Genomic DNA, 22,889 nt, shown 5'->3' on the forward strand with positions numbered 1-22,889 from the left:
AGCGTGTCCAGGCCAAGTGTGCGGCGGAGGGCGCACGGGCGCGAGGGTGCGGACGCGGTCCGCTCGCCGGAGTGCGCCGGAGGGCGGGCGAATGTCCCGCGCGTGCTCCGTGGGGTCCTGCGGCAGGATGGACCCCATGGCGAACCGACTGGCCCATGAGACCTCCCCCTACCTCCTCCAGCACGCCGACAACCCGGTCGACTGGTGGCCCTGGTCGGCGGAGGCGTTCGAGGAGGCGCGCCGGCGGGGGGTGCCGGTGCTGCTGAGCGTCGGGTACTCGAGTTGCCACTGGTGCCATGTGATGGCCCACGAGTCCTTCGAGGACCGGGAGACCGCCGACCACCTCAACGAGCACTTCGTGAACGTCAAGGTGGACCGCGAGGAACGCCCCGACGTCGACGCCGTCTACATGGAGGCCGTACAGGCCGCCACCGGGCAGGGCGGCTGGCCGATGACCGTGTTCCTGACGCCGGACGCCGAGCCGTTCTACTTCGGCACCTACTTCCCGCCCGCCCCCCGCCACGGGATGCCGTCCTTCCGCCAGGTGCTGGAGGGCGTCGGCCAGGCCTGGCGGGACCGCCGGGAGGAGGTCGCCGAGGTCGCCGGGAAGATCGTGCGGGACCTCGCGGGACGGGAGATCTCGTACGGGGAGGGCGTGGCACCGGGGGAGCAGGAGCAGGCGCAGGCCCTGCTCGGGCTGACCCGCGAGTACGACCCGCAGCGCGGCGGGTTCGGCGGCGCGCCGAAGTTCCCGCCGTCCATGGTGATCGAGTTCCTGCTGCGGCACCACGCCCGCACGGGCGCCGAGGGCGCGTTGCAGATGGCGGCGGACACGTGTGAACGCATGGCCCGCGGCGGCATCTACGACCAGCTCGGGGGCGGCTTCGCACGGTACTCCGTCGACCGGGACTGGATCGTGCCGCACTTCGAGAAGATGCTGTACGACAACGCGCTGCTGTGCCGGGTGTACACCCACCTGTGGCGGGCCACGGGCTCGGAGCCGGCGCGGCGGGTGGCGCTGGAGACCGCCGACTTCATGGTGCGCGAACTCCGCACCGAACAGGGTGGTTTCGCGTCCGCGCTGGACGCCGACAGCGACGACGGGACGGGGCGGCACGTCGAGGGCGCGTACTACGTCTGGACGCCGGAGCAGCTCACCGAGGTCCTCGGCGCCGACGACGCAGCCCTGGCCGCCCAGTACTTCGGGGTGACCGAGGAGGGCACTTTCGAGCACGGCTCCTCCGTCCTGCAACTCCCGCGGAGCGAGGGCGTGTTCGACGCCGAGAGGATCGAGTCGGTGAGGCGGCGGCTGCTCGCGGCGCGGGCGGAACGCCCCGCCCCCGGCCGGGACGACAAGGTCGTCGCCGCCTGGAACGGGCTGGCCATCGCCGCGCTCGCCGAGACCGGGGCCTGCTTCGACCGCCCCGATCTGATCGACGCCGCGCTCGCCGCCGCGGACCTCCTCGTCCGTCTGCACCTCGACGACCGGGCGCACCTCTCCCGCACCAGCAAGGACGGGCGCGTCGGGGCGAACGCGGGGGTGCTGGAGGACTACGCCGACGTGGCGGAGGGCTTCCTCGCGCTGGCCTCCGTCACCGGGGAGGGCGTCTGGCTGGAGTTCGCCGGTTTCCTCCTCGACCACGTCCTCACCCGCTTCACCGACCCCGGCTCCGGTGCCCTGTACGACACCGCCGACGACGCCGAGCGGCTCATCCGCCGCCCCCAGGACCCGACCGACAACGCGACGCCCTCCGGGTGGTCCGCCGCCGCGTCGGCCCTCCTCGGCTACGCGGCCCACACCGGTTCCGAGCCGCACCGCTCCGCGGCCGAGCGGGCGTTGGGGGTCGTCAAGGCGCTCGGGCCGCGGGTGCCCCGGTTCATCGGATGGGGCCTCGCGGCGGCGGAGGCCCTGCTCGACGGGCCCCGTGAGGTGGCGGTCGTCGGACCGTCCGCCGAGGACGCGGGCGCCCGCGAGCTGCACCGCACCGCCCTGCTGGGGACCGCGCCGGGGGCGGTGGTGGCCTGGGGCACGCCGGACAGCGGGGAGTTCCCGCTGCTCGCCGACCGCGCGCTGATCGACGGGAAGCCGACGGCGTACGTCTGCCGGGGCTTCGTCTGTGATCTGCCGGTGACGGACGCGGCCGCCCTGAAGGCGAAGCTGACGCCGTGAGGTGAGCTGACGCCGTGAGGTGAGGCGCCTGCCTGCTGTTCGGTGCCGGGTGCCGGGTGCCGGGTGCCGGGTGCCGGGTGCCGGGTGCCGGGCGCCGGGTGCCGGGTTTCGGGATGCCGGCTGCCCGATGCAGGCTGCCGGTTGCCCGATGCCCGATGCCGGGCACAAGCGCGGTGCCGTCGTCGCCGGTCGTGCCCGCACCGCGGAGCCGCCCATCGACACAGCCCCGCCCCCCTCGGGCGGGTGCCCGGGGCCGCGGAGGACCAGGGGCCCGGGGGAACGGTTACCCCCGGGCCCGCCCCGGCGTCCGGTCAGCCCAGCGGGTCCGGTACCGGCTCCGCCACCTTCTCCGGCGTGACGCGGGCGAGCGCCGCCTCGCGCCGGTGCAGGCGGCCGTACAGCCACCGGTCCACGACCAGGAAGCGGGCCGTGAACACGACCGCCATGGCGAGGGCCGTGGCGGGCAGGGCGGTCATGCCCGCGGCGCCGATCAGGAGCGCGGCCAGGGGGATGCGGGCGATCAGGTCGGCGTTGCCGACGACCGCGAAGGAGAGCAGGCGCACGTCGCGCCGGCGGTGGCGGCGCTGGTTGCGGTAGACGAAGGAATCGATGAGGGCGAAGTTCCACAGGAGCCCCGCCTGATTGGCGATGATCTCCGCCGGGGCGTAGTGCAGCCCGGGGGCCCAGGTGGTCAGGAACCACAGGAGCGCCAGGTTGGGGACGAAGCCCGACAGGCCGATCAGCCCGAAAACCACCGCGCGGGCGCGGGGGTCGGCGGTGCGCAGGGTGATCAGGTGCCGCAGGAAGCGCATGCCCTCGCGGGCCGTCGACTTGGACTCGCCCGCGTGCCGCTCCCCGAAGGCGTACGGCACCTCGGCGATGCCGCGCGGGCGGCACCGTACCGCCAGTTCGAGGAGGATCTTGTAGCCGAGGGGCTGGAGGCCCTCGTCCTGGCTCGACGCCCGGTCGATCGCGGTGCGGCGGATGGCGAAGAAACCGCTCATCGGGTCGGTGAGGCCGCTCAGGGCGCGCGGGAAGAGCGCCTTGGTGACCAGCGTGGAGGTGCTGGAGACGAGTCTGCGGTAGCCGCCGTCCAGGCCGCTGCGGTCGCCGCCGGCCGCGTACCGGCTGGCCACGACCAGTTCAGCGCCGGTGGCCTCGCCGCGGGCGATCAGCTCGGGTATGAGTTCCGGCGGGTGCTGGAGGTCGGCGTCGATGACGACGATCCAGGGGGCCGACGCGCGGGCGATGCCCTCGACCACCGCGCCGCCCAGGCCGCCCTCGGGGGTGTCCCGGTGGTGCAGGACCACCGGGACGGCGCTGTACGCGGCCTCTTCCTCGATGACGTCGCAGGTGTGGTCGGTGGAGTCGTCGGCGAAGACGACCTCCGCGCGGGTTCCGGCGGGGATCGCGGCGCGGACGCGGGAGAGCAGCTCGCGGATGTTGTCGGCTTCGTTGAAGGTGGGGACGACGATGGACACGTCGGCGGGCAGCGCCGTCACCGTGCCTCCTGGGGCTGCGGGGTCTGGACGGGGAGGTGGGCACCGACGTGCGAGGTCAGCTCCCAGTCGCGGCGGCCGGTGTACTCGCGCCACACGGCGCGCAGCGCGGCGGCCGCGAGGATCACGGCGTACACGGGACCGCCGAGGACGAGCTTGGCGTAGTGCCCGAAGCCGATGCGGAAGCCGTACTCGCGGCCGAAGTCGTGCAGGGCGACCGCCTCGAAGACGATCATCGCGGCCATCGGCAGCATGGGCAGCCAGGCGAACATCGAGAACGGCAGCGGGACGCCGCCGATGACGGCGAAGAGGACGCCGAGCGGGATCATCACGCCGGTCGCGGCCTGCACGAACGGGGTGCTGAGGGTGTAGCGGGCGAGCATCCGCTGGCCGAAGCCGGGCAGCCGGCGCCATTCGCCCTTGCGCAGGACCTGGAGGAACCCCTGGTTCCAGCGGGTGCGCTGCTTGTAGAGCGCCTTGAGGGAGTCGGGCGTCTCCTCGCGGGTGACCAGCGCGGAGTGGTAGGCGACGACGACCTTGGCGCCGCCGCTGGACAGCCGCACGCCCAGGTCGCAGTCCTCGGCGAGGCAGTTGCCGTCCCAGCCGCCGGTCTCCCGCAGCAGGGCGGACCGGACGAAGACGGTGTTGCCGCCGAGCGGGATGAACCCCTTGCGGGCGTGCAGGTGGAGCCGGCTGCGGAACCAGAAGAAGTACTCCAGGCAGTTGCGCAGGCTGTACCAGCTGCTCTCGTAGTTGATCAGCTGGACGCCGCCCTGGACGACGTCGGCGTTCTCCCGCCGGAAGGCGAAGTCGACGTGGCTGAGCAGCTCGGGGTGGACGACGTCCTCGGCGTCGAAGACCCCGATGACCTCGCCGCGGGCGTGCGGCAGCGCGGTGTTGAGCGCGCGGGGCTTGTTCTTCTTGTCGTGGGTGTCGACCACCGTGCGCACCGTGTCGGGGTGCTCGGCGGCCAGTTCGTGGGCGATGGCGGCGGTGCCGGGGTCGTCGTGGCCGACGATCAGCAGGATCTCGAAGTCCGGGTGGTCGATGCGCAGCATCTGCTCGACCGTGTGCCGTAGCACGGCCTCCTCGTGCCGGGCCGGCACCAGGAGCGAGAAGGACAGGTCCGCCCTGCCGTCGGGTGTGGCGAAGGCCGTCGACTCCAGTGTCTCCGGGGTGCGCCAGGCGTGCAGCATCCACCACAGGGTCACGCCGGCGGCGGCCATGAGGACGATCGAATCGATGAAAAGAATGGCGGAGACCACGAATTCCCCCCTCGGTCTTTCTTGGTCATCCTTGGTGAACGGTCGTTCAACTCGTACGTGCGCGGAATGCTCCCGTCCGTCTGCGGCCCCCCGGCCGACGGGACTTCCAGAGGTGCTCGTGATCGGTGACGGCCCTCGGCGAGGATCCGGTTCCCCCAGCCGGTTCCCAGTCCGCTCTCCTCCGGTTGTCCGGAGTTTTCGCGCATGATCAATTCGGGCTCACGAGCAAAGTAGGGCCGAAGTTAGCAGGTTCGGCTTTTGCGTCGCAATGTGGCCTCGCCGTGATGATCCCCGCCTCAAACGGAATCACAGGTTCTGCTCATGTTGGGTCCCGAGCTGTGTCATGATGCTCCGGCATGCCTGATTCCGGGGGGTTTCAAGGGGGAGGCCCCCGGCTGCCATCAGGCCCAGAAATGGGTGGGGGGATTCCGCATGGGGACCGCCATACCGCACACGCGTGCGCGTGATGCGTCCGAGGCGCAGGTTTCCGAAAGTTCTTCTTCCGTTTCCCGTCCGGGGTCCGGTGATTCCGGTGAAGGGCGCACCTCCATACGCGGGAGTGTGTTACGGAAAGATGTTTTCTGGGTTGCGCCTGTTTTCGTGGTAGGCCTCCTGGTGAGGATCCTCGGAATCGGCAATTACCCATTCCCGAATGACGACGAGGGCACGTATCTCGCGCAGGCGTGGGCCGTACAGCACGGTGAACTCGCGCATTACACCTACTGGTACGACCACCCGCCGCTGGGCTGGATCCAGCTCGCCGGCGTCTCCTGGCTGCCGAACTGGCTCCTGCCCGACGTGCCCACCTTCGTGCAGGGGCGGATCGCCATGCTGCCGGTGGCCGCGGCGGCGACGGTCCTGGTCTACGTGATCGGCCGGCGCCTCGGACTGGCGCGGCCCACGGCCGCCGCGGCCATGCTGCTGTACGCGCTGTCGCCGCTCGCCGTGGTGCTGCACCGGCAGATCTACCTGGACAACATCGCCGTCCTGTGGGTGCTGGTGTCCTTCGCCTTCGCCCTGTCCCCGCGCCGCCACCTGTGGCACCACGTCGCGGCCGGCACGGCGTTCGCGGTCGCGGTGCTCTCCAAGGAGACCATCGGGGTCCTGCTGCCCGTGCTGCTGGTCACCCTCTGGCAGGGCAGCCACCCCAGCACCCGTAAGTTCTCCTTCGCCGGCTTCGGCTCCGGGTTCGTCCTGACCGGCCTGTTCTACCCGCTGTACGCCCTGCTCAAGGGCGAGCTGTTCCCGGGCGCCGGACACGTGTCGCTGCTCGGCACGCTCAAGTTCCAGCTCGGCGGACGCGAGGGCAGCGGATCGGCCTTCGAGGACGGCACCGACGCCCACCAGCTGTTCACGGACTGGCTGGACCGGGACCCGTACCTGCTGGTCGGCGGGGGCGTGGCGGCCCTGTGCGCGTTCGCCGTCCGCCGGCTGCGGCCGGCCGCCCTCGCCGTGCTGGTGCTGGCCCTCGTGGCGCTGCGGCCCGGCGGATACCTGCCGCAGATGTACATCGTGCAGGTGCTGCCGTTCCTGGCGCTCACCCTGGCCGGGACCGCCCAGGCCCTGGTCGCCCGGCTGCCCGGGAAACCGCACCTGCGGCCCGCGGCCGCCGTCGCGGCCGTGGCCGCCGCCGCCCTGCTCGCCGGGCCGCACTGGTACGACCGCGACCGCGCCGCCACGCGGGCCGACGACAACGGCGTCTACCACGACGCCGCCCGCTGGCTGCGCGAGACCCCCGTCGGCGACCGCTCCGAGGTCCGTGTCGTCACCGACGGCGTGCTGTGGCTCGACGCGGTCGACGCCGGCTACCGCCCGGGCACCGGTGTCATCTGGCACTACAAGCTCGACCAGGACCCGGCGGTCACCAGGACGCTGCCGCACGGCTGGCGGGACATCGACTACGTGGTGTCCACCGCGGCCCTGCGCGGTGAGCGCGAACACCTGCCCACCCTGCGCGCCCTGTTCGCGCACGGCACGCCGGTCGCCACCTTCGGCGAGGGCGGCGGCCGGATCGACATCCTCCGCATCGAGAACGACGCCTGACGCACCACCTGTACCGCAGGGCAGCCGGGGACCGGCACCGCCTGCGTCGCAGGGAGCGCCGGGAAACGGCACCGCCTGCGTCGCAGGGGGCCGTGACCGGAACCACCTGTACCGCAGGGCAGCCGGGGACCGGCACCGCCTGCGTCGCAGGGAGCCGTGAACAAGGGGGGAAACATCATGTACGGAGCCCGAAGACCAGCGCGTGGCGGACGGTGGCGGCCGCTGCCCCGCGGGAGAACGACACGTCTGCTGCTGACCGCCCTCATGCTCTTCGCCGCCGCCCTCGGGCTCGGCCCGCTGGGCGTCCAGCCCGCCACCGCCGCGACCAACCTGGTGAAGAACCCGGGCCTGGAGATCCTCGACGGGCCCTCCCAGTTCCCCCAGTGCTTCGAGAAGTCGGGCTGGGGGGACAACGACTTCACCTTCACCGTCACCGACGACGCCCACTCCGGCAGCCGCGCCGTCCGCATCGAGCTGACCCGGCGCGCCGACGGCGACCGCAAGACGATGATGCTGGAGAACTCCTGCGCCCCGCAGGTCACCGAGGACCACCAGTACGACCTGTCGTTCTGGTACCGGTCGACGACGCCGGACGTCGCGTTCACCCTCTTCCGCCACGACACCGTCCAGGGCTGGGTCTACTGGACCGACCTCAAGACCCTGGAGCAGTCGGCCGGCTGGACCCGTACCGAGGTCCGCACCCCGGTGATCCCGCCGAACACCGACCGGATCACCTGGGGCGGCGCCCTCTACGGCGTGGGCACCCTCACCACCGACGACTACGCGATGACGGACGCCACCGTCCCCTCCGACCCCGACCCCTGCACCACGGGCGGCACGGGACCGGAGTGCAGGGGCGAGTGGACCGTCCAGACCACCGAGATGCCGGTCCGGGCCATCCACTCGGTGCTGCTGCACACCGGCAAGGTGCTGCTGATCGCCGGCTCCGGCAACGACCTCGACATGTTCGCGGCCGGCACCTTCAAGACGTCCGTCTACGACCCGGTGGCCGGCACCTACACCGACATCCCGACGCCGGAGGACTTCTTCTGCGCCGGACACGTCCAGCTCCCCGACGGCCGCGTGCTGGTCATGGGCGGCAACAAGGACTACGCCGAGCCCGACGGCAGCGTCGGCTACAAGGGCCTGCGCTCCAGCTACGTCTTCGACCCGGACCTGAACCAGTACATCAAGGTCAACGACATGCTGGCGGGCCACTGGTACCCGTCGGCGACCGCGATGGGCAACGGTGACGTCATCTCCCTGGGCGGCCTCGCCGAGGACTCCTCCGGCACGGTCGTCAACGAGCACTTCTCCTACGCCCAGAACAAGTGGCTGCCGCTCGGCGAGGCCAAGCAGGCCTGGACGTTCTGGGGCCTGTACCCGTCGATGATCCTGCTCCAGGACGGCCGCCTCTTCTACACCGGCAGCCATGTCTTCGGCAACGGCCTGCCCGGCACCGGCGCCTCCGTCTACGACTACGACGCCGGCACCATCGCCGACGTACCGGGCCTGCGCAAGAAGGACGAGCGGGACCAGTCGATGTCGGTGCTGCTGCCGCCCGCCCAGGACCAGAAGGTCATCACCGTCGGCGGCGGCAACCACACCGTCGCGCCCGACGCGCACCGGCTCACCGACGTCATCGACCTGAAGGCCGACTCACCGCAGTACGTGCCCGGCCCCGATCTGCCGCAGGGCCACTACCAGGACGGCACCGCGCAGACCGGTGACCAGGGCAAGGTGTACGTGTCGGCCGTCATCCTCCCGGACGGCAAGGTCCTGGAGACCGGCGGCGCCCTGCACACCTACCGCGAGGACCCCGTCTTCGAGGCGTCGATGTACGACCCGGCGACCAACGCGTTCCAGCCGGGCCTGGCCACCGACCCCGTCCCGCGGACCTACCACTCCTCGTCCCTGCTGCTGCCCGACGGACGTGTCCTGAGCGTCGGCGACAACCCGGGCGACGGCTCCTTCGACCAGCGGGTGTCGATCTACCAGCCGCCGTACCTGTTCAAGGGCGACCGGCCGCAGATCACCTCGGTGGCCGACACCGAGTGGGCGTACGGCACCTCGCAGCGCATCACGGTCGACCGGCCGGTGGTGAAGGCGTCCCTGATCCGGCCGGCCGCGATCACCCACTCCTCCGACCCCAACCAGCGCTACGTCGACCTGCCGATGACGGTCGAGGGGAACACCATCGACCTCAGCCTGACCAGCAACCCGAACCTGGCGCCGCCCGGCTGGTACATGCTGTCGGTGGTGGACGCGAACGGCGTCCCCTCCGTGTCGAAGTGGGTGCGCGTCGGCGCCGACGGCCAGGTCGCCGCGGCCCGGGTGCAGGAGTTCGCGGAGGACCTGACGGAGGTCCCCGTGAGCGAGAAGACCACGGTGAGCCCGGAGAGCACCGCCAAGAGCGACGTCCAGCACCACCAGGGCCACGAGGGCCACGAGATGCCCGCCGGGTACGACGGCTGCGACCACTCCTACGGCACCATCAGCCAGTGCGTGCCGTGGACCTTCCCGAAGAAGGTGAACACCGTCGCCGAGCGGTGCGACTGGCTCGAGGAGAAGGGCTACGGCACCGGCCTCACCGTCGCCGGCCGCGACCGCCACGGCCTGGACCGGAACAAGGACGGCACCGCCTGCGGGAAGGGTGATGCGAAGAAGAAGTAGACCGGGTCAGCACTCGCCCGGCAGCCCGGGTCGGCGCTCCCCCGGCAGCCCGGGTCAGCGCTCCCCCGCGAAGTCCTGAAGGGCGCGCTCCACGATGGCCTCCAGCTGTTCGTGGTGCGCGCCCTTCCAGTACGCCCGCCCGCACTCCCCGCACTGCGCGAACACGTCGTACGACCGCTGCGTGCCGTGCTCCAGCTGGTCGGCGACCTCGTCCTTGGTGGCCTCGCGCAGCAGCCCGTTGCAGGCGGTGCACCGCGTCCAGGGCCGCAGGACGGGCGCGAACCGGTCCAGGACGTCACGGAGCTGGTCGTCGGGGCGGGTGCTGTAGACGAACGCCCCGGCCCACAGCTCACGGCGGCGCAGCAGACCGCGGTCGCGGCTGAGCATGACCCGCCGCTCGGCCGCCGAACGGGCGGCCAGCGCCGGGTCGCCGATGTCCGTCGACTCGTACGCCGTGTCCACGCCGAGCAGCCGCAGCCGGCGGGCGAGGGTGCCGAGATGGACGTCCAGGAGGAACCGCAGCGGGGCGCCCGGCACCCGTTGGGGGCGCTCGACCGGACGGACGCTCACCGACTCGCCGTGCGCCGGGATGTGCGACACCGGCACCTCGCGCCCGTCGACGACCAGCGCACCGACCTCGGTCAGCGGCACGCCGACGGACTCGACGACATGCCCCAGGGTGGAGACCCCGTCGACGGCCAGGGCGTGGGCGCCGACGCGCCGGGCGTGCGGGACGAACAGGGCCAGCTCGGGGGCGACGGCCAGGTGGATCTCGGGTGTGCTCACCCGGTCAGGATGGCACGGGGGAGCGGCGGGACCTCAGGGGTTCTCCCGGGGCAGTCCGTGCTGGAGGACCAGCAGAGTGCGGTCGACGAGGGAGGTGAAGTCGTCCTGGTGCCCCTTCTCCGCCCAGTACAGGGAGGTCTCCATCAGACCGCCGATCAGGGCCATCGCGTAGACCCGGACCTCCAGGCTGTCGGGGGCGCGGCCGGTGCGTTCGCCGATGGCGGTGCAGAGCAGGCGGCCGGTGACCGACATGCTCTCCATCATCCGCGACCGCACGGCCGGGACCTCGACCATCAGCCGGGTCCGCAGCCGCGCCACCTCCAGGTCCGCGTCCACGCCCGTGCGGACGGCCTCGCGCATCACGGTCCGGATCGTGTCCGGCCACGGCTCGTCGGCGGGCCGGGACCGTACCTCCTCCAGCAGGACCGGGTCGTACTCGTCCGTGAGGACGATGTCCTCCTTGGTCGGGAAGTAGCGGAAGACGGTCGACGGCGACACCTCGGCCCGCTCGGCGATCTGCTCGATCGTCGTGGCGTCGTACCCCTGCTCCTCGACCAGCGCGTAGGTCGCGGCGCGGATCGCCTCCCGCGTCTTGATCTTCTTGCGCTCACGCAGTCCGGGCTGCGGTCGGTCGGCGGAGGTGAGGGGGGAACGTGCGGCCGTCATGGCGTCATTGTCGGGCATCCGCCGTCGACGCGACCACGTCAGGGGCGCCGCTTTCCGCACGGCGCGACGTACCCGGCAGGAAGGCCGCCGCCAGCAGCGCCGAGACCAGGGCGGCGGTCGCGCACACGACCGGCACCACGGTCATGCCGTGCACGTACGCGGTGTTCGCGGAGGTGGCGAGCGGTGCCGGCCCACCCGCTCGGCGGTCACCCGCGCGGCGACCGCGGAGTCCCCGGCGGCGTCGGCGGCCCCGGACGGCAGACCGGTGACGTCCAGGCGGTCGCGGAACGCGGCGGACAGCAGGTTGCCCGGGACGGCGATGCCGATGGCGGCGCCCACCTGACGCAGGGGCATCAGCAGCCCCGATCCGCTGCCCGCGCGGTCGGCCGGCAGCGTGCCGAGGGCGCCGGACATCGCCGGCACGATCGGGAAGCCGAACCCGACGCCGGCGACGCTCAGCCACAGCGCGGTGAAGCCGTACCCGGAGTCCACCGTCGTACGGCAGCCCAGGAGGGCCGCGAAGGCCGGCACCGCCAGGCCCGCGCTCACCACGGCTCGCGCCCCGAACCGGGCGACGACCGGCTGCGCGGCCCGCGCGGCGACCATCAGGCCGCCCATCCGGGGGCCCAAGAAGAAAGGGCCACGGTGTGAAGCCGTGGCCCTGAGGGGGGTCGGGGTGTCGGAGGAGGTCTACGCGTGCTGGTAGGCGACCAGCGAGATGCCCACGTAGTGCGCGATGAACGCGGCCAGCGTGAAGGAGTGGAACACCTCGTGGAAGCCGAACCACCGCGGTGACGGGTTCGGGCGCTTGATGCCGTAGATCACGCCGCCCGCGCTGTAGAGGAGGCCGCCGACGATCACCAGGACGAGGACCGCGATCCCGCCCGCGCGCATGAAGTCGGGCAGGAAGAAGACGGCCGCCCAGCCCATCGCGATGTAGCAGGGGGTGTAGAGCCAGCGCGGGGCGCCGACCCAGAAGACGCGGAAGACGATCCCCGCCGCCGCGGCGGCCCAGATGCCCCACAGCAGCCACTGTCCCTTGCTGCCCGGCAGGAGCAGCATCGTCAGCGGCGTGTAGGTGCCCGCGATGATCAGGAAGATGTTCGCGTGGTCGAGGCGGCGCAGGACGCCGTCCATGCGCGGGGACCAGTCGCCCCGGTGGTAGAGCGCGCTGACGCCGAACAGCAGGCACGCCGTGAGGGCGTAGATGCCGCAGGCGACGCGGCCTCTGGGGGAGTCGGCGAGCGCGGTGAGCACGAGGCCCGCGATGAGGGCGGCCGGGAACATGCCGAGGTGCAGCCAGCCGCGGAGCTTGGGCTTGACCGGATGCGGCAGGGAGAGCGCGACGGGACCGCGGCCGTCGGCCTGCGTGTCCCTGGGCGCGTCGGGGGCGGACGCAGTCATGACTGGCATCGTACCTACGGGACCGTAAGTTATGGGTCAGTGGGGCGAGATGAATCGCCGCCGTGGCCATCATCTCACGGCTGTCGAGGGGTCGCCGAGGGGGCGGGGGAGGGGTCGGTGGTGGGGGCGGGTGACGTCGGCCGGCGGGGTGGATGCATGGGCCGGCGCTCCGAGGGGTACGCGTGGCGAGGCTCACCCTGCTCATCTGTGACGCCCTCTGGACAGATGCGCTGAGGCGTCGGATGATCAAATGAGTGCGGTCGACACCGGATGAGCGCTCAGCAGCTCGCTGCGAAGCATCCGGGTCGCGGCCCCCACGGGGCAGACAAGGACAAAATCCCTCACCTAGGAGCAATCGTGGCGCGCGACATCGCGGCTCCCCCCGTCATCCCCACCCAGCACCAGGACCTGATCTCGTGGGTGAACGAGATCGCCGAACTGACCCAGCCGGACAACGTGGTCTGGTGTGACGGATCCGAGGCCGAGTACCAGCGGCTCTGCGACGAACTGGTCGAGAAGGGCACCTTCCGCAAACTCGACCCGATCAAGCGCCCCCACTCCTACTACGCGGCCTCCGACCCGACCGACGTCGCCCGCGTCGAGGACCGCACCTTCATCTGCGCCGAGAAGGAGGAGGACGCCGGCCCGACCAACCACTGGAAGGCCCCCGACGAGATGCGGGAGATCTTCCAGGGTGAGAAGGGCCTGTTCCGCGGCTCGATGCGCGGCCGGACGATGTACGTCGTCCCCTTCTGCATGGGCCCGCTCGGCTCCCCGCTCTCCGCGATCGGCGTCGAGATCACGGACTCGGCGTACGTGGCCGTCTCCATGCGCACCATGACCCGCATGGGCCGCCCGGTCCTCGACGAACTCGGCTCCGAGGGCTTCTTCGTCAAGGCCGTGCACACCCTCGGCGCCCCCCTGGAGCCCGGCGAGCAGGACGTCCCCTGGCCCTGCAACCGGACCAAGTACATCTCCCACTTCCCGGAGACCCGCGAGATCTGGTCCTACGGCTCCGGCTACGGCGGCAACGCCCTGCTCGGCAAGAAGTGCTACGCCCTGCGCATCGCCTCCGTCATGGCCCGCGACGAGGGCTGGCTCGCCGAGCACATGCTCATCCTCAAGCTGACCCCGCCGCAGGGCGAGTCCCAGTACGTCGCCGCGGCCTTCCCGAGCGCCTGCGGCAAGACGAACCTCGCCATGCTGGAGCCGACGCTCTCCGGCTGGACCGTCGAGACGATCGGCGACGACATCGCCTGGATGCGCTTCGGCGAGGACGGCCGGCTGTACGCCATCAACCCCGAGGCCGGTTTCTTCGGCGTCGCGCCCGGCACCGGTGAGCACACCAACGCCAACGCGATGAAGACGCTGTGGGGCAACTCGGTCTTCACCAACGTGGCGCTGACCGACGACGGCGACATCTGGTGGGAGGGCATGACGGAGGAGACCCCGGCCCACCTGACGGACTGGAAGGGCAACGACTGGACGCCCGAGTCCGGCACCCCGGCCGCCCACCCCAACGCCCGCTTCACCGTGCCCGCCGCCCAGTGCCCGATCATCGCGCCCGAGTGGGAGGACCCCAAGGGCGTGCCGATCTCGGCGATCCTCTTCGGCGGCCGGCGCGCCACCGCCGTACCGCTGGTGACGGAGTCCTTCGACTGGAACCACGGCGTCTTCCTCGGCGCCAACGTGGCCTCCGAGAAGACCGCCGCCGCCGAGGGCAAGGTCGGCGAGCTGCGCCGCGACCCGTTCGCCATGCTGCCGTTCTGCGGCTACAACATGGGCGACTACATGGGCCACTGGGTCGACGTCGCCAAGGACAAGGACCCGGCGAAGCTCCCGAAGATCTACTACGTCAACTGGTTCCGCAAGGACGACGAGGGCCGGTTCGTCTGGCCCGGCTTCGGCGAGAACGGCCGCGTCCTGAAGTGGATCGTGGAGCGGCTGGAGGGCACGGCGGAGGGCGTCGAGACGCCGATCGGCGTACTGCCCACCAAGGACGCCCTCGACACCGACGGCCTCGACCTCGCCGACTCCGACCTGGACTTCCTGCTCACCGTCGACAGGGACGTGTGGCGCGAGGAGGCCGCGCTCGTCCCGGAGCACCTGAACACCTTCGGCGACCACACGCCCCAGGAACTGTGGGACGAGTACCGCGCGCTGGTGCGGCGCCTGGGCTGAGCGGCCCCTGGGCCCAGCGGCCCACCCAAGACGCCGCGGCCGGCTCCGATCGTGCCCTGACCAGCAGTATCGTCACGGCCGGCCGCGGTGAGCACCACAGACCGGCGAGGCTTCGCACAACGGCGTGCGAGGCCCTGGGCCTGTCGTCGTCCCTCCCGTCCGCCCCGACGGGAAGGACGGCGGCAGGCCTTCGCCCGCCCCGCCCCCTTCACCGGGACTTCACTGCGACCGGTCCTCCAGGTACCGGGTGTGCGACTCCTGCCGCCGCGCCTCCGTCTCGCGCAAGCCCGCGGCCAGCCGTTCCGCCTCCTCCTGGAGCAGCGTCAGCTGCTTCTCCAGGTGCCGTTCGGGCGGCTCCTGGCCGGGGGCGAGCCGGGTCCACCACCGGGTCCGGACGAACGTGTCGACGGCCTCCGGGACGTCCTGCCGCACGGCCCGGGACAGCGCGTGGACGGCCTCCGGGTCCTGCGCGAGCAGCTCGGTGACCCAGCCGGGGTCCAGCAGCGCGGTCAGCAGCCCGGTCAGCTCGGTGAGCCGGCCCGCGGCGGCGGGCGGCAGGTCGACGTCCGCCAGATAGGCCCGGAGCCGGCCGAAGTCGGCGCGCACCTCGTCGAGCTGGGCGGACGGGTCGGGGAAGTCCGGCACCGGCGGGCGCTCCGGCGGGGCGATCAGCGCGCCCGCGCCGTACAGCCCGGCGACCACGACCGGCCAGTACGGGCCCGCCACCCCGGCGAAGGTGAGGGCCAGGCCGGCCAGCCCGCACAGGCTCCCGGTGATGTTCTTGCGGGACTCCAGGTATCCGGTGAACCCGGTGAACCTACTGGTAGCCACGGATCTCCTCGAAGGCGCCGTCCAGCGAGCCCTCCTGGGCGTCGAAGAGGCGGCCGCCGGTCAGCTCGGCGATGTGCTCCAGCTCGGAGCGGTCGGAGTCGCCGAAGAGGATGGGGAAGACGGGGATGTCCTGCCGCGCGCCGCTCAGCTTCCGGTAGAAGTCGTCGAAGTCCCCGGCGTCCGCCCCGGCGGTGTTCTCGCCGTCGGTCATCAGCACGATCGAGGTGAACGTGTCCCGGCCGGTGCCCAGGTGGTCGTACGCCTTCTGGAGCGAGGTGTAGATCGCGGTGTCGCCGTCCGCCTCCAGCTCTTCGGTGTCCTCGCGGATCGCGGCCAGCCCGGTCTCCGGATCGGAGGGGCTGACGACATGGGTGCGGACGCTCTTCACGTCCGAGCCGAACGGCATCAGGGTGACCTCCTCGCGGTCGCGGAAGTCGCCGGTGAGACCGGTGAGCGCGTCCTTGAGCCCCTGGAGCCGGTCGCCCTCCATGGAGCCGGAGGTGTCGAGGACGTACACCGTCCGGGAGGGCCGGCGCAGTTCGTTCTCGTACGCGTCGAGCAGTCCGTCGGCCACCGAACGGCTGCCCGGGAAGGGCAGTTCGCGCCGTCGGGTGGTGTCCAGTCCGGACGCGGGCGGTACGGAGGCGACGACCGGGCGGCGGTGGGTCCGCGTGGTGATCAGCTTCTGGACGCCGGGGGTGCGCAGCGCGTCGGCGACCTTCCTGACGTCCTCGCGGGTCGTCGCGTCGGTCGCGGCCAGGGAGGACAGCGGGTAGTCGGCGGTGACCACGCCGTCCTTGGGCCGGATCACGGTCAGCCCCGGGATGCCCATGAGCACCGACTCGTAGTTGAGCAGCGCGTCGACGTCACCGCGCCGCCGGTAGGCGCTCGCCAGCCAGCCCGACGAACCCGACGTCAGCTTCTGCCCGGCGAAGAACTCCTTCAGCCGCGGGCTCGCCTTCGTGACGTCCGCGTCGGTGAGCGCGGACTGGGCGCCGGAGAGCGCCGAGGCGACCGAGATCAGGGTGGCGAAGCCGGAGTTCGAGCGGGCCGGGTCGGTCATGCCGTAGGTCAGCCCGCCGTCCCGGACGGCCTGCTCGATCTGCGACCAGGTGACGTTCTCCGGCGTCCAGCCCAGCGCGTTCATCGTCCGCGTCTTCACACCGAGCGCGACCGGGCTGGACATCACCGGCGTCTCGGACACGACCTTCTCCGCGACCTCCGGCCGCAGCCGCAGGTAGTCGTTGGAGGACAGCCACACGGCGTCGTAGCGCGCGTCGGCGCTCTTCTCCGCCAGCAGGTTCACCGCGTCCAGGGTGCCCATGTAGGTGGGCCGGATCGTGACGCCGGTGTCCTCGCGGACCTGCTCCCACACCGGTTCCATGTCGGCGAGTTCGCTGGAGGCGAGGACCCGCAGGGTGCCGGGCGCGGGGGCGGCGGGGTCGTCCTCGCGCTCCTGGCCGGTGCAGGCGGTCAGCAGCAGGGCGAGCGCGGTCAGGGCGAGCAGGGGCCGTCTCATCCGAGGCCTCCGTCCAGCGGGCCCCGCGACCAGCTGCGCTCCAGGTAGGTGCTCGCGCCCTGGAGTTCCGCGGTCAGGCTCTCCACGGTCGCCGCCATCGCCTCGGTCGCCTGCACCTTGTAGCTGTCGATGGTGTCGAGGGTGCGGTAGATCTGCTGGAAGGCCGCGCGCAGGGTCTCGGTGCCCACGGCCGGGTCGGCGGCGATCCGCTGGATCTCCCCGCTCTGCGTGGCCATCATCTCGGCGTTGCCCCGGATGACGTCCTCGGTCGTCCCGCGCAGCGCGTCGACCTGCTCGATGACCTTCTTCTGGTGGTCCAGGGCGGAGGCCAGCATCACGGAGATCCGCAGTGCGGAGACGGTCGTGGTGGCCGCCCGGTCGACGCCCTTGATCAGCTCGTCGTTGTTGCGGCGTACGACGTCCATGGCGAGGTAGCCCTGCGCGCACACCGCGAGCTGGGTGAGCAGGTCCTGGTGCTTCTGCCGGACGGGGAAGAGGACGTCGGCGCGCAGACCGTCGGCGCGCTCGGGGTCGGTGCCCGCGACGCCGGTGATGTGCCGCTCGACGGCCGTGTCCAGGGCGTCGGTGAGGACGACGTACTCCTGGAGCTTGCCCATGGTCTCCCAGAGGCGGACCCGCTCGGTCTGCAACGCGGCGTTGTCGCGGCGCAGTTCGTCCTGTCCGCCGCGCAGCGACCCCACGATTCTGTTCAACGTTCCTTGCGCGGAGGCGTACTTGGCGACGTGGTCGCGCAGCTTGTTGCCGCCGGGCAGCCGGGACAGGAACCTGCGTCCCTTGTTCGCGGACAGGTCGCGCGGGTCCAGGTCCTCCACCACCCGCCGTAGTGCGACGAGCGAGCCCGCGACCTGCGACTGGGCGTCACCGCCCTGGTCGGGCAGGCTGCGGACGGTCCGCTCCAGCATGCGGTTGGACTGCGCGGCGGCCGTGCGCATCTCTCCGGCGCCGAGCGCGGTGATCTCACCGACCTTGCCGGCGAACTCGGGTGAGCGGGCGTCGAGGACGGCGAGTGACTCGACGTACGCGGCGGCCTTGGCGGCCATGTCGGTGCGTACCCCGTCGTCCACCGGGACGAGTCCGCCGGCCTTCTCGCGCGGCACGGCGGCCACCGGCTCGGGCGGGGTGAGGGTGAAGGTGTCGTCGGTCGTGCTCATGGTGGTGTCCCCCTTATCCGCGCGCCCGTCGCGCCAGCTCGTGCAGCACCTTCGAGGTGGGCACGGGCGCCTGGCGGACGCCGGTCAGTCGCTGCTTGAGGTAGGTGCCGGCCGAGGCGAACTCGGCGGTGTCGCCCTGCGGGCGGAATCCGTGCCGGACCTCCAGCTCGCGCAGCCGCGGGTCGGTGGCGAGGAGTCCGGCCACGGCCTCGCCGTTCTCGGCGAGCGGTACGGCGGTGTGGTCGCTGTTGACCGTGGTGTCGGGGTAGAGGACGACCAGGTCGTCGGGCTGCTGTCCGTCCGCGAGGAGGGCGGCGACCTGCGACTCGTAGACGAGGACGAGCGGGTTGCCGGCGCCGCTGACGAAGTCCCGGAAGGCCGCGTCCGTGCTGGACTGCTGGGCGCCCTGCACGCTGACCAGCTTGTGCAGCAGCGGCCCGGCCCTGTCGACCTCGGCGTCGCTCGCGACGACCTTGCCCTCGTTCGCGACGTAGGAGGCGGCGGCGAGGTAGAGGGCACCGGAGTTGGAGGTCTCCGGGTCGGTGCTGGACAGGTACAGGGTGCCCGTCAGCTCACCGTACGTGTCGGCCCCCTTGAGCTGCTGCCAGGTGCGGTCGGCGCGGGCCGCGTCGAGGTAGGCGGCCATCTCGAACGTGCCCCGGTGCTCGGCGTCCAGGGTGGCGAGGCCGTTGCCGGCGAGCACCTCGGCGGCGTTCTTGTGCGCCACCACGACGAGCGGCGAGTAGAAGGGGCGGGGGAGGGTCCCCGTCACCTTGTACTTGGCCGCCAGCTCGACGGCCGGTGCCTGGCTGGAGGGCAGGGCGAGGTCGTACCCCTCGAGGTCCAGCCCTTCCATGGCCCAGGACCCGGAGGTCTCGGCCTGCACGGTGTAGCCCTTGGCGGCGAGGGCCTCCACCACGTCCGGGTCCGCGAAGAACTCCGCCTTCTCCGACCCGATGACCATGCGCACGGTCTTCGTTGCCGTGCCTGTCGCCTCGTTGTCCCGGCCTGCGACGACGGCGGCCACCACGCCACCGATCAGCAGCACCGCGAGGACTATTCCTGCGATACGTCTCACGCGGGGAGCGTGCTCGCGGAACGGGTCGTTCCTGGGGGAGCCGGGTGAACGGGGGGTGAAGGGGGCGCCCCGGAACGCAACGGGAGGGCGGAGTTCCTCTTCGCGCGGGTGGCAGAAGGTCAGTGAGCGACGCTGCCGAGCCTGCCGTAGCGGCGGAACTCGGAGGTGTCCACCGTCCAGGGGCCGAACGGCACTTCGTCCCCGTAGATGTAGGACTCCTTGCCGGTGTAGCGGCCCTTGCAGGGTTCGGAGTGCACCTCGACGGTCCCGGTGCGCGGGTCGACGATCAGGTAGTGGGGGATGCCCATGGCGGGGTAGTCGGCGAGCTTCTCGACGTAGTCGTTGTTCGGGTTGGACGGCGAGACGATCTCGATGACGGCGAGCACCTGGGTGGCGTCGACGGCCGGGCCTTCCTCGTCGAGGACGTCCTCGGGGATGACGACGGCGTCGGGGAGGCGCATCCGGCCGAGTCCGGGATGCTCGATCTCGGGGCCGTTCGCACAGACGTATCCGGGGTGAGTGGCGGCAAGCTGTACGTCCAGCTGCTTGCAGATGCGGCGGATGGTGCCCTCGTGACGCTTCGACGGGCACATCATGGCCAGTATCGGACCGGCTGGGCCGATCTCGATGCTCCAGGTCCCTTCGAGCTGCTCGGCGACTGCCCCGAGTTCTTCGGCGATGGCGCGCATCTTCGCGTACTCCATGGCTTCAGAATAGGGCGATCGTGGCGCCCGGTCCGCGCGTCGCTGCGGGTGCACGCGGACCGGGGCCGTTCACGGGGACCCCGGGGAGGACCGGCCCCGGGTGGGGGCCGGCCCGGGAGGGGTCAGCCGGCGGGGGTCAGTTCCCCGCCGGACAGCGCGGCGGTGTGCGCGTCCATGCGCTCCGCCGCGAGGATCGCCACCGCGGTGTCGGCTCGCGACGCCGCGACGACGAGGGCGCGCCCGGCGAGCGTGTGCGCCCGCTCGTGCAGTGCCGTGAGGGGGTCCTCACGGCTGCCGGATGTCACCGCGCGGACCGGCGTCCGTCCTCCCCGCAACCGGGCCACCTGCTGCGCGAGCCGTTCGGCCGCGGTGTCCAGGTCGGTGGACGGTGCCTGCGCGCGCAGCTCGTCGGTGACGGCGAGCAGCGCGGCGAGATGGCCCGCGAGCTGGATGTCCAGCTCCTCCTCGCGGGACCGATGGGGGAAGTCGGAGGTGGTGCCGGCCATCGTGCTGTGGACCGACTTCGTGCGGATCGGTTCGTACATGAGGATGGCCTCCCGTGCTCTGACAGGAAACCATCCTAGCTTAGATCTCGTCTAAAGTTGACTTGATCGCAAAATCGGACTTATGCGATCATGGCGGTGAGGGCCGAGGCGAGGTCAGTGCTGGCCGTAGCCGTCCAGGAACCGCGCGATCCGGCCGACGGCGTCCCGCAGGTCCGTGACCGTCGGCAGGGTCACCACCCGGAAGTGGTCCGGTTCGGGCCAGTTGAAGCCGGTGCCCTGGACGACCATGATCTTCTCCCGGCGCAGCAGCTCCAGGACCATCCGCCGGTCGTCCTTGATCTTGAACACCGCGGGGTCCAGCCGCGGGAAGAGGTACAGCGCCCCCTTCGGCTTGACGCAGCTCACCCCCGGGATCTGGGTCAGCAGCTCGTACGCCACGTCCCGCTGCTCGCGCAGCCGCCCGCCCGGCAGCACCAGGTCGTTGATGGTCTGGCGTCCGCTGAGCGCGGCCACGACGCCGTGCTGCCCCGGCATGTTCGCGCACAGCCGCATGTTCGCCAGGATCGTCAGGCCCTCGATGTAGGAGTCGGCGTGGGCGCGCGGGCCCGAGATCGACACCCAGCCGACGCGGTAGCCGGCCACCCGGTACGCCTTCGACATGCCGTTGAAGGTCAGGGTCAGCAGGTCCGGGGCGACCGAGGCGGTCGGGGTGTGCGTGGCGCCGTCGTAGAGGATCTTGTCGTAGATCTCGTCCGAGCAGACCAGCAGGTTGTGCCGGCGGGCGATGTCGGTCAGGCCCCTGATCATCGCCTCGTCGTACACCGCGCCCGTCGGGTTGTTCGGGTTGATGATGACGATCGCCTTGGTGCGGTCGGTGACCTTGCGCTCGACGTCGGCGAGGTCCGGCATCCAGTCCGCCTGCTCGTCGCAGCGGTAGTGGACGGCCGTGCCGCCGGAGAGGGAGACCGCCGCGGTCCACAGCGGGTAGTCGGGTGCCGGTACGAGGACCTCGTCCCCGTCGTCCAGCAGGCCCTGCATCGCCATCACGATCAGCTCGGAGACGCCGTTGCCGATGAAGACGTGCTCGACGTCGGTCTCGATGCCCAGGGTCTGGTTGTGCATGACGACCGCGCGGCGCGCGGCCAGCAGCCCCTTGGCGTCGCCGTAGCCGTGCGCGGAGGAGACGTTGCGGAGGATGTCCTCCAGGATCTCCGGCGGGCAGTCGAAGCCGAACGCGGCCGGGTTCCCGGTGTTCAGCTTCAGGATGCGGTGCCCTGCCGCTTCCAGGCGCATCGCCTCCTCGAGAACCGGGCCCCGGATCTCGTAGCAGACGTTGGAGAGCTTCGTGGACTGGATCACCTGCATGTCTGGGAGCTTACGGCTCGGTAACGCTCCTCGGGGGGTGTTTTCCGCCACGTGAGACGGGTGGTTTGTGCGGTTATCGCCCTCCGCTGTCCCTTGTGCCCCACGGATACCTAGAATCCACGGTCATGTTCAGGCCAGGTGAAAGTGAGGTGTCCCCGGTGCGTCCGAACGTGTACCTCCCGGACGCGGCGGACGCGCCGGCGTACGAGCAGTACCGGGATCCGGCCGCCGCGCACGGCTGGGAGATCGCCTATGACGAGACGGCCGAGCTGCCGCGCGTGGCTTCCGCCGGCGCCGGTGCCGCCCCCGATGTCGATGTCGATGCCGATGCCGACGCGGGTGCCGGTGCCGGGGCCGGGGGCGGTCGCGCGGCCCGGCGGCGTGCGGCGGCTCGCGGGGCGGGGTCGGGGCGGTCGCGGCGGGTGGTGGCCGCCGTGGGGGCGGTGGGGGCCGTCTCGGTGGCCGCGCTGATCGCGGGGATGGGGTCCTCCGGGTCCCCGGAGGACGGCACACGCGGTGAACAGGGGGGTACGCGCTCGGAGCCGGCGGAGTCGGCCACCCCGGCGGAGTCGGTGTCCCCGTCGGCGTCCGGCTCCGCCGGCGGGGCCGGCCGGACTCCCGGCGCGTCCGCCGGCGCGTCCGCTGGCGCGTCGGGCTCCGCGTCACCGGAGGTCTCGGAGACCACGGCGGGTGCGGTGTCCGGGGCGACCGCCGGGGTCGACACGCCGACGGCCGACGGGACGGCCGGCTCCGGCTCCCCTACGGCCAAGGGCAACGGGAAGGGGCACGGGGCGAGCGGGTCCAAGGGGAACCGGTAGGGCGCGGTGGCCAGGGCGCTCACGGGGCCTGGCGGCGTGCCCGGCCCCCGGCTCTCCCGGCCCGGCCCTGCCTCCCGGCCCTGCCTCTCGGCCCTGCCTCTCGGCCCTGCCTCTCGGCCCTGCCTCTCGGCCCTGCCTCTCGGCCCTGCCTCTCGGCCCTGCCTCTCGGCCCTGCCTCTCGGCCCTGCCTCTCGGCCCTGCCTCTCGGC

Annotated in this window: 17 protein-coding genes and 1 pseudogene; 5 read left to right on the top strand and 13 right to left on the bottom strand. The window is 71.8% G+C overall.

The window, feature by feature from the left end; translation table 11 throughout:
* Positions 1 to 136: 136 nt before the first annotated feature.
* Entirely contained in the window at positions 137 to 2,170 is a 2,034-nt protein-coding gene (locus ACIP67_RS32100; protein WP_401696425.1) for a thioredoxin domain-containing protein, read from the top strand.
* Between the two features lie 311 nt (positions 2,171 to 2,481).
* On the opposite strand, the gene ACIP67_RS32105 is transcribed toward ACIP67_RS32100, so the two are convergent.
* Together ACIP67_RS32105 and ACIP67_RS32110 are read right to left on the bottom strand one after the other, a co-directional pair.
* Positions 2,482 to 3,672, bottom strand: a complete 1,191-nt coding sequence (locus ACIP67_RS32105; protein WP_401696427.1) for a glycosyltransferase — start codon at positions 3,670 to 3,672, stop codon at positions 2,482 to 2,484.
* The gene (locus tag ACIP67_RS32110) at positions 3,669 to 4,895 is read right to left on the bottom strand and encodes a glycosyltransferase (RefSeq protein ID WP_401696473.1); all 1,227 of its coding nucleotides are present in this window, start codon (positions 4,893 to 4,895) and stop codon (positions 3,669 to 3,671) included. Before ACIP67_RS32110 ends, ACIP67_RS32105 begins: the two co-directional genes overlap by 4 nt.
* 654 nt (positions 4,896 to 5,549) lie before the next feature.
* On the opposite strand from ACIP67_RS32110, the gene ACIP67_RS32115 reads away from it, so the two are divergent.
* Complete coding sequence (locus ACIP67_RS32115) at positions 5,550 to 6,977, top strand: ArnT family glycosyltransferase (RefSeq protein WP_401696429.1); 1,428 nt, start codon at positions 5,550 to 5,552, stop codon at positions 6,975 to 6,977.
* Between the two features lie 264 nt (positions 6,978 to 7,241).
* Positions 7,242 to 9,650 carry a galactose oxidase-like domain-containing protein gene (locus ACIP67_RS32120; RefSeq protein ID WP_401696475.1) on the top strand — a complete coding sequence of 803 codons (2,409 nt, stop codon included), beginning with the start codon at positions 7,242 to 7,244 and terminating at the stop codon, positions 9,648 to 9,650.
* A gap of 54 nt (positions 9,651 to 9,704) precedes the next feature.
* On the opposite strand, the gene ACIP67_RS32125 is transcribed toward ACIP67_RS32120, so the two are convergent.
* The 4 genes and pseudogenes from ACIP67_RS32125 to ACIP67_RS32140 all read right to left on the bottom strand — a co-directional run bounded on the left by ACIP67_RS32125 (position 9,705) and on the right by ACIP67_RS32140 (position 12,506).
* Positions 9,705 to 10,436: a Mut7-C RNAse domain-containing protein gene (locus ACIP67_RS32125; protein ID WP_401696431.1), complete on the bottom strand. Its 732-nt coding sequence runs from the start codon at positions 10,434 to 10,436 to the stop codon at positions 9,705 to 9,707.
* 33 nt (positions 10,437 to 10,469) lie between these two features.
* The gene (locus ACIP67_RS32130; protein ID WP_401696432.1) at positions 10,470 to 11,102 is read right to left on the bottom strand and encodes a TetR/AcrR family transcriptional regulator; all 633 of its coding nucleotides are present in this window, start codon (positions 11,100 to 11,102) and stop codon (positions 10,470 to 10,472) included.
* A 4-nt stretch (positions 11,103 to 11,106) separates the two neighbouring features.
* Positions 11,107 to 11,726: pseudogene (locus tag ACIP67_RS32135) on the bottom strand (MFS transporter); the annotation flags it as partial.
* Between the two features lie 66 nt (positions 11,727 to 11,792).
* Positions 11,793 to 12,506: a hemolysin III family protein gene (locus ACIP67_RS32140; protein ID WP_401696434.1), complete on the bottom strand. Its 714-nt coding sequence runs from the start codon at positions 12,504 to 12,506 to the stop codon at positions 11,793 to 11,795.
* A 357-nt stretch (positions 12,507 to 12,863) separates the two neighbouring features.
* Between ACIP67_RS32140 and ACIP67_RS32145 the strand changes: the two genes are divergently transcribed.
* Complete coding sequence (locus ACIP67_RS32145) at positions 12,864 to 14,687, top strand: phosphoenolpyruvate carboxykinase (GTP) (protein ID WP_401696436.1); 1,824 nt, start codon at positions 12,864 to 12,866, stop codon at positions 14,685 to 14,687.
* A gap of 219 nt (positions 14,688 to 14,906) precedes the next feature.
* Here ACIP67_RS32145 and ACIP67_RS32150 read toward each other — a convergent pair whose 3' ends face one another.
* The 7 genes from ACIP67_RS32150 to ACIP67_RS32180 all read right to left on the bottom strand — a co-directional run bounded on the left by ACIP67_RS32150 (position 14,907) and on the right by ACIP67_RS32180 (position 21,862).
* On the bottom strand, positions 14,907 to 15,518 hold the full coding sequence (locus ACIP67_RS32150) for a hypothetical protein (RefSeq protein ID WP_401696438.1): 612 nt from the start codon (positions 15,516 to 15,518) through the stop codon (positions 14,907 to 14,909).
* The gene (locus tag ACIP67_RS32155) at positions 15,505 to 17,037 is read right to left on the bottom strand and encodes a substrate-binding domain-containing protein (protein ID WP_401696439.1); all 1,533 of its coding nucleotides are present in this window, start codon (positions 17,035 to 17,037) and stop codon (positions 15,505 to 15,507) included. Before ACIP67_RS32155 ends, ACIP67_RS32150 begins: the two co-directional genes overlap by 14 nt.
* Complete coding sequence (locus ACIP67_RS32160; RefSeq protein WP_401696440.1) at positions 17,034 to 18,209, bottom strand: toxic anion resistance protein; 1,176 nt, start codon at positions 18,207 to 18,209, stop codon at positions 17,034 to 17,036. Before ACIP67_RS32160 ends, ACIP67_RS32155 begins: the two co-directional genes overlap by 4 nt.
* Before the next feature lie 13 nt (positions 18,210 to 18,222).
* On the bottom strand, positions 18,223 to 19,287 hold the full coding sequence (locus ACIP67_RS32165) for a hypothetical protein (RefSeq protein WP_401696442.1): 1,065 nt from the start codon (positions 19,285 to 19,287) through the stop codon (positions 18,223 to 18,225).
* A gap of 119 nt (positions 19,288 to 19,406) precedes the next feature.
* Positions 19,407 to 19,991, bottom strand: a complete 585-nt coding sequence (locus ACIP67_RS32170) for a Uma2 family endonuclease (RefSeq protein WP_401696443.1) — start codon at positions 19,989 to 19,991, stop codon at positions 19,407 to 19,409.
* A gap of 122 nt (positions 19,992 to 20,113) precedes the next feature.
* Complete coding sequence (locus tag ACIP67_RS32175; protein ID WP_401696445.1) at positions 20,114 to 20,536, bottom strand: hypothetical protein; 423 nt, start codon at positions 20,534 to 20,536, stop codon at positions 20,114 to 20,116.
* 114 nt (positions 20,537 to 20,650) lie between these two features.
* Positions 20,651 to 21,862 carry a pyridoxal phosphate-dependent aminotransferase gene (locus tag ACIP67_RS32180; protein WP_401696447.1) on the bottom strand — a complete coding sequence of 404 codons (1,212 nt, stop codon included), beginning with the start codon at positions 21,860 to 21,862 and terminating at the stop codon, positions 20,651 to 20,653.
* Positions 21,863 to 22,020: 158 nt separating this feature from the next.
* On the opposite strand from ACIP67_RS32180, the gene ACIP67_RS32185 reads away from it, so the two are divergent.
* Positions 22,021 to 22,680, top strand: a complete 660-nt coding sequence (locus ACIP67_RS32185) for a hypothetical protein (protein WP_401696448.1) — start codon at positions 22,021 to 22,023, stop codon at positions 22,678 to 22,680.
* Positions 22,681 to 22,889: the final 209 nt, after the last annotated feature.

Source organism: Streptomyces sp. NPDC088812 (assembly GCF_044750285.1).
In the GTDB taxonomy this organism is placed as follows: Bacteria; Actinomycetota; Actinomycetes; order Streptomycetales; family Streptomycetaceae; genus Streptomyces.

Coding starts and splice junctions, on each gene's coding strand:
- ACIP67_RS32180 (WP_401696447.1), bottom strand. CDS start 21,862: ATGCAGGTGATCCAGTCCACGAAGCTCTCCAACGTCTGCTACGAGATC.
- ACIP67_RS32100 (WP_401696425.1), top strand. CDS start 137: ATGGCGAACCGACTGGCCCATGAGACCTCCCCCTACCTCCTCCAGCAC.
- ACIP67_RS32130 (WP_401696432.1), bottom strand. CDS start 11,102: ATGACGGCCGCACGTTCCCCCCTCACCTCCGCCGACCGACCGCAGCCC.
- ACIP67_RS32175 (WP_401696445.1), bottom strand. CDS start 20,536: ATGTACGAACCGATCCGCACGAAGTCGGTCCACAGCACGATGGCCGGC.
- ACIP67_RS32140 (WP_401696434.1), bottom strand. CDS start 12,506: ATGACTGCGTCCGCCCCCGACGCGCCCAGGGACACGCAGGCCGACGGC.
- ACIP67_RS32155 (WP_401696439.1), bottom strand. CDS start 17,037: ATGAGACGGCCCCTGCTCGCCCTGACCGCGCTCGCCCTGCTGCTGACC.
- ACIP67_RS32110 (WP_401696473.1), bottom strand. CDS start 4,895: ATGGCCGCCGCCGGCGTGACCCTGTGGTGGATGCTGCACGCCTGGCGC.
- ACIP67_RS32160 (WP_401696440.1), bottom strand. CDS start 18,209: ATGAGCACGACCGACGACACCTTCACCCTCACCCCGCCCGAGCCGGTG.
- ACIP67_RS32170 (WP_401696443.1), bottom strand. CDS start 19,991: ATGGAGTACGCGAAGATGCGCGCCATCGCCGAAGAACTCGGGGCAGTC.
- ACIP67_RS32120 (WP_401696475.1), top strand. CDS start 7,242: ATGCTCTTCGCCGCCGCCCTCGGGCTCGGCCCGCTGGGCGTCCAGCCC.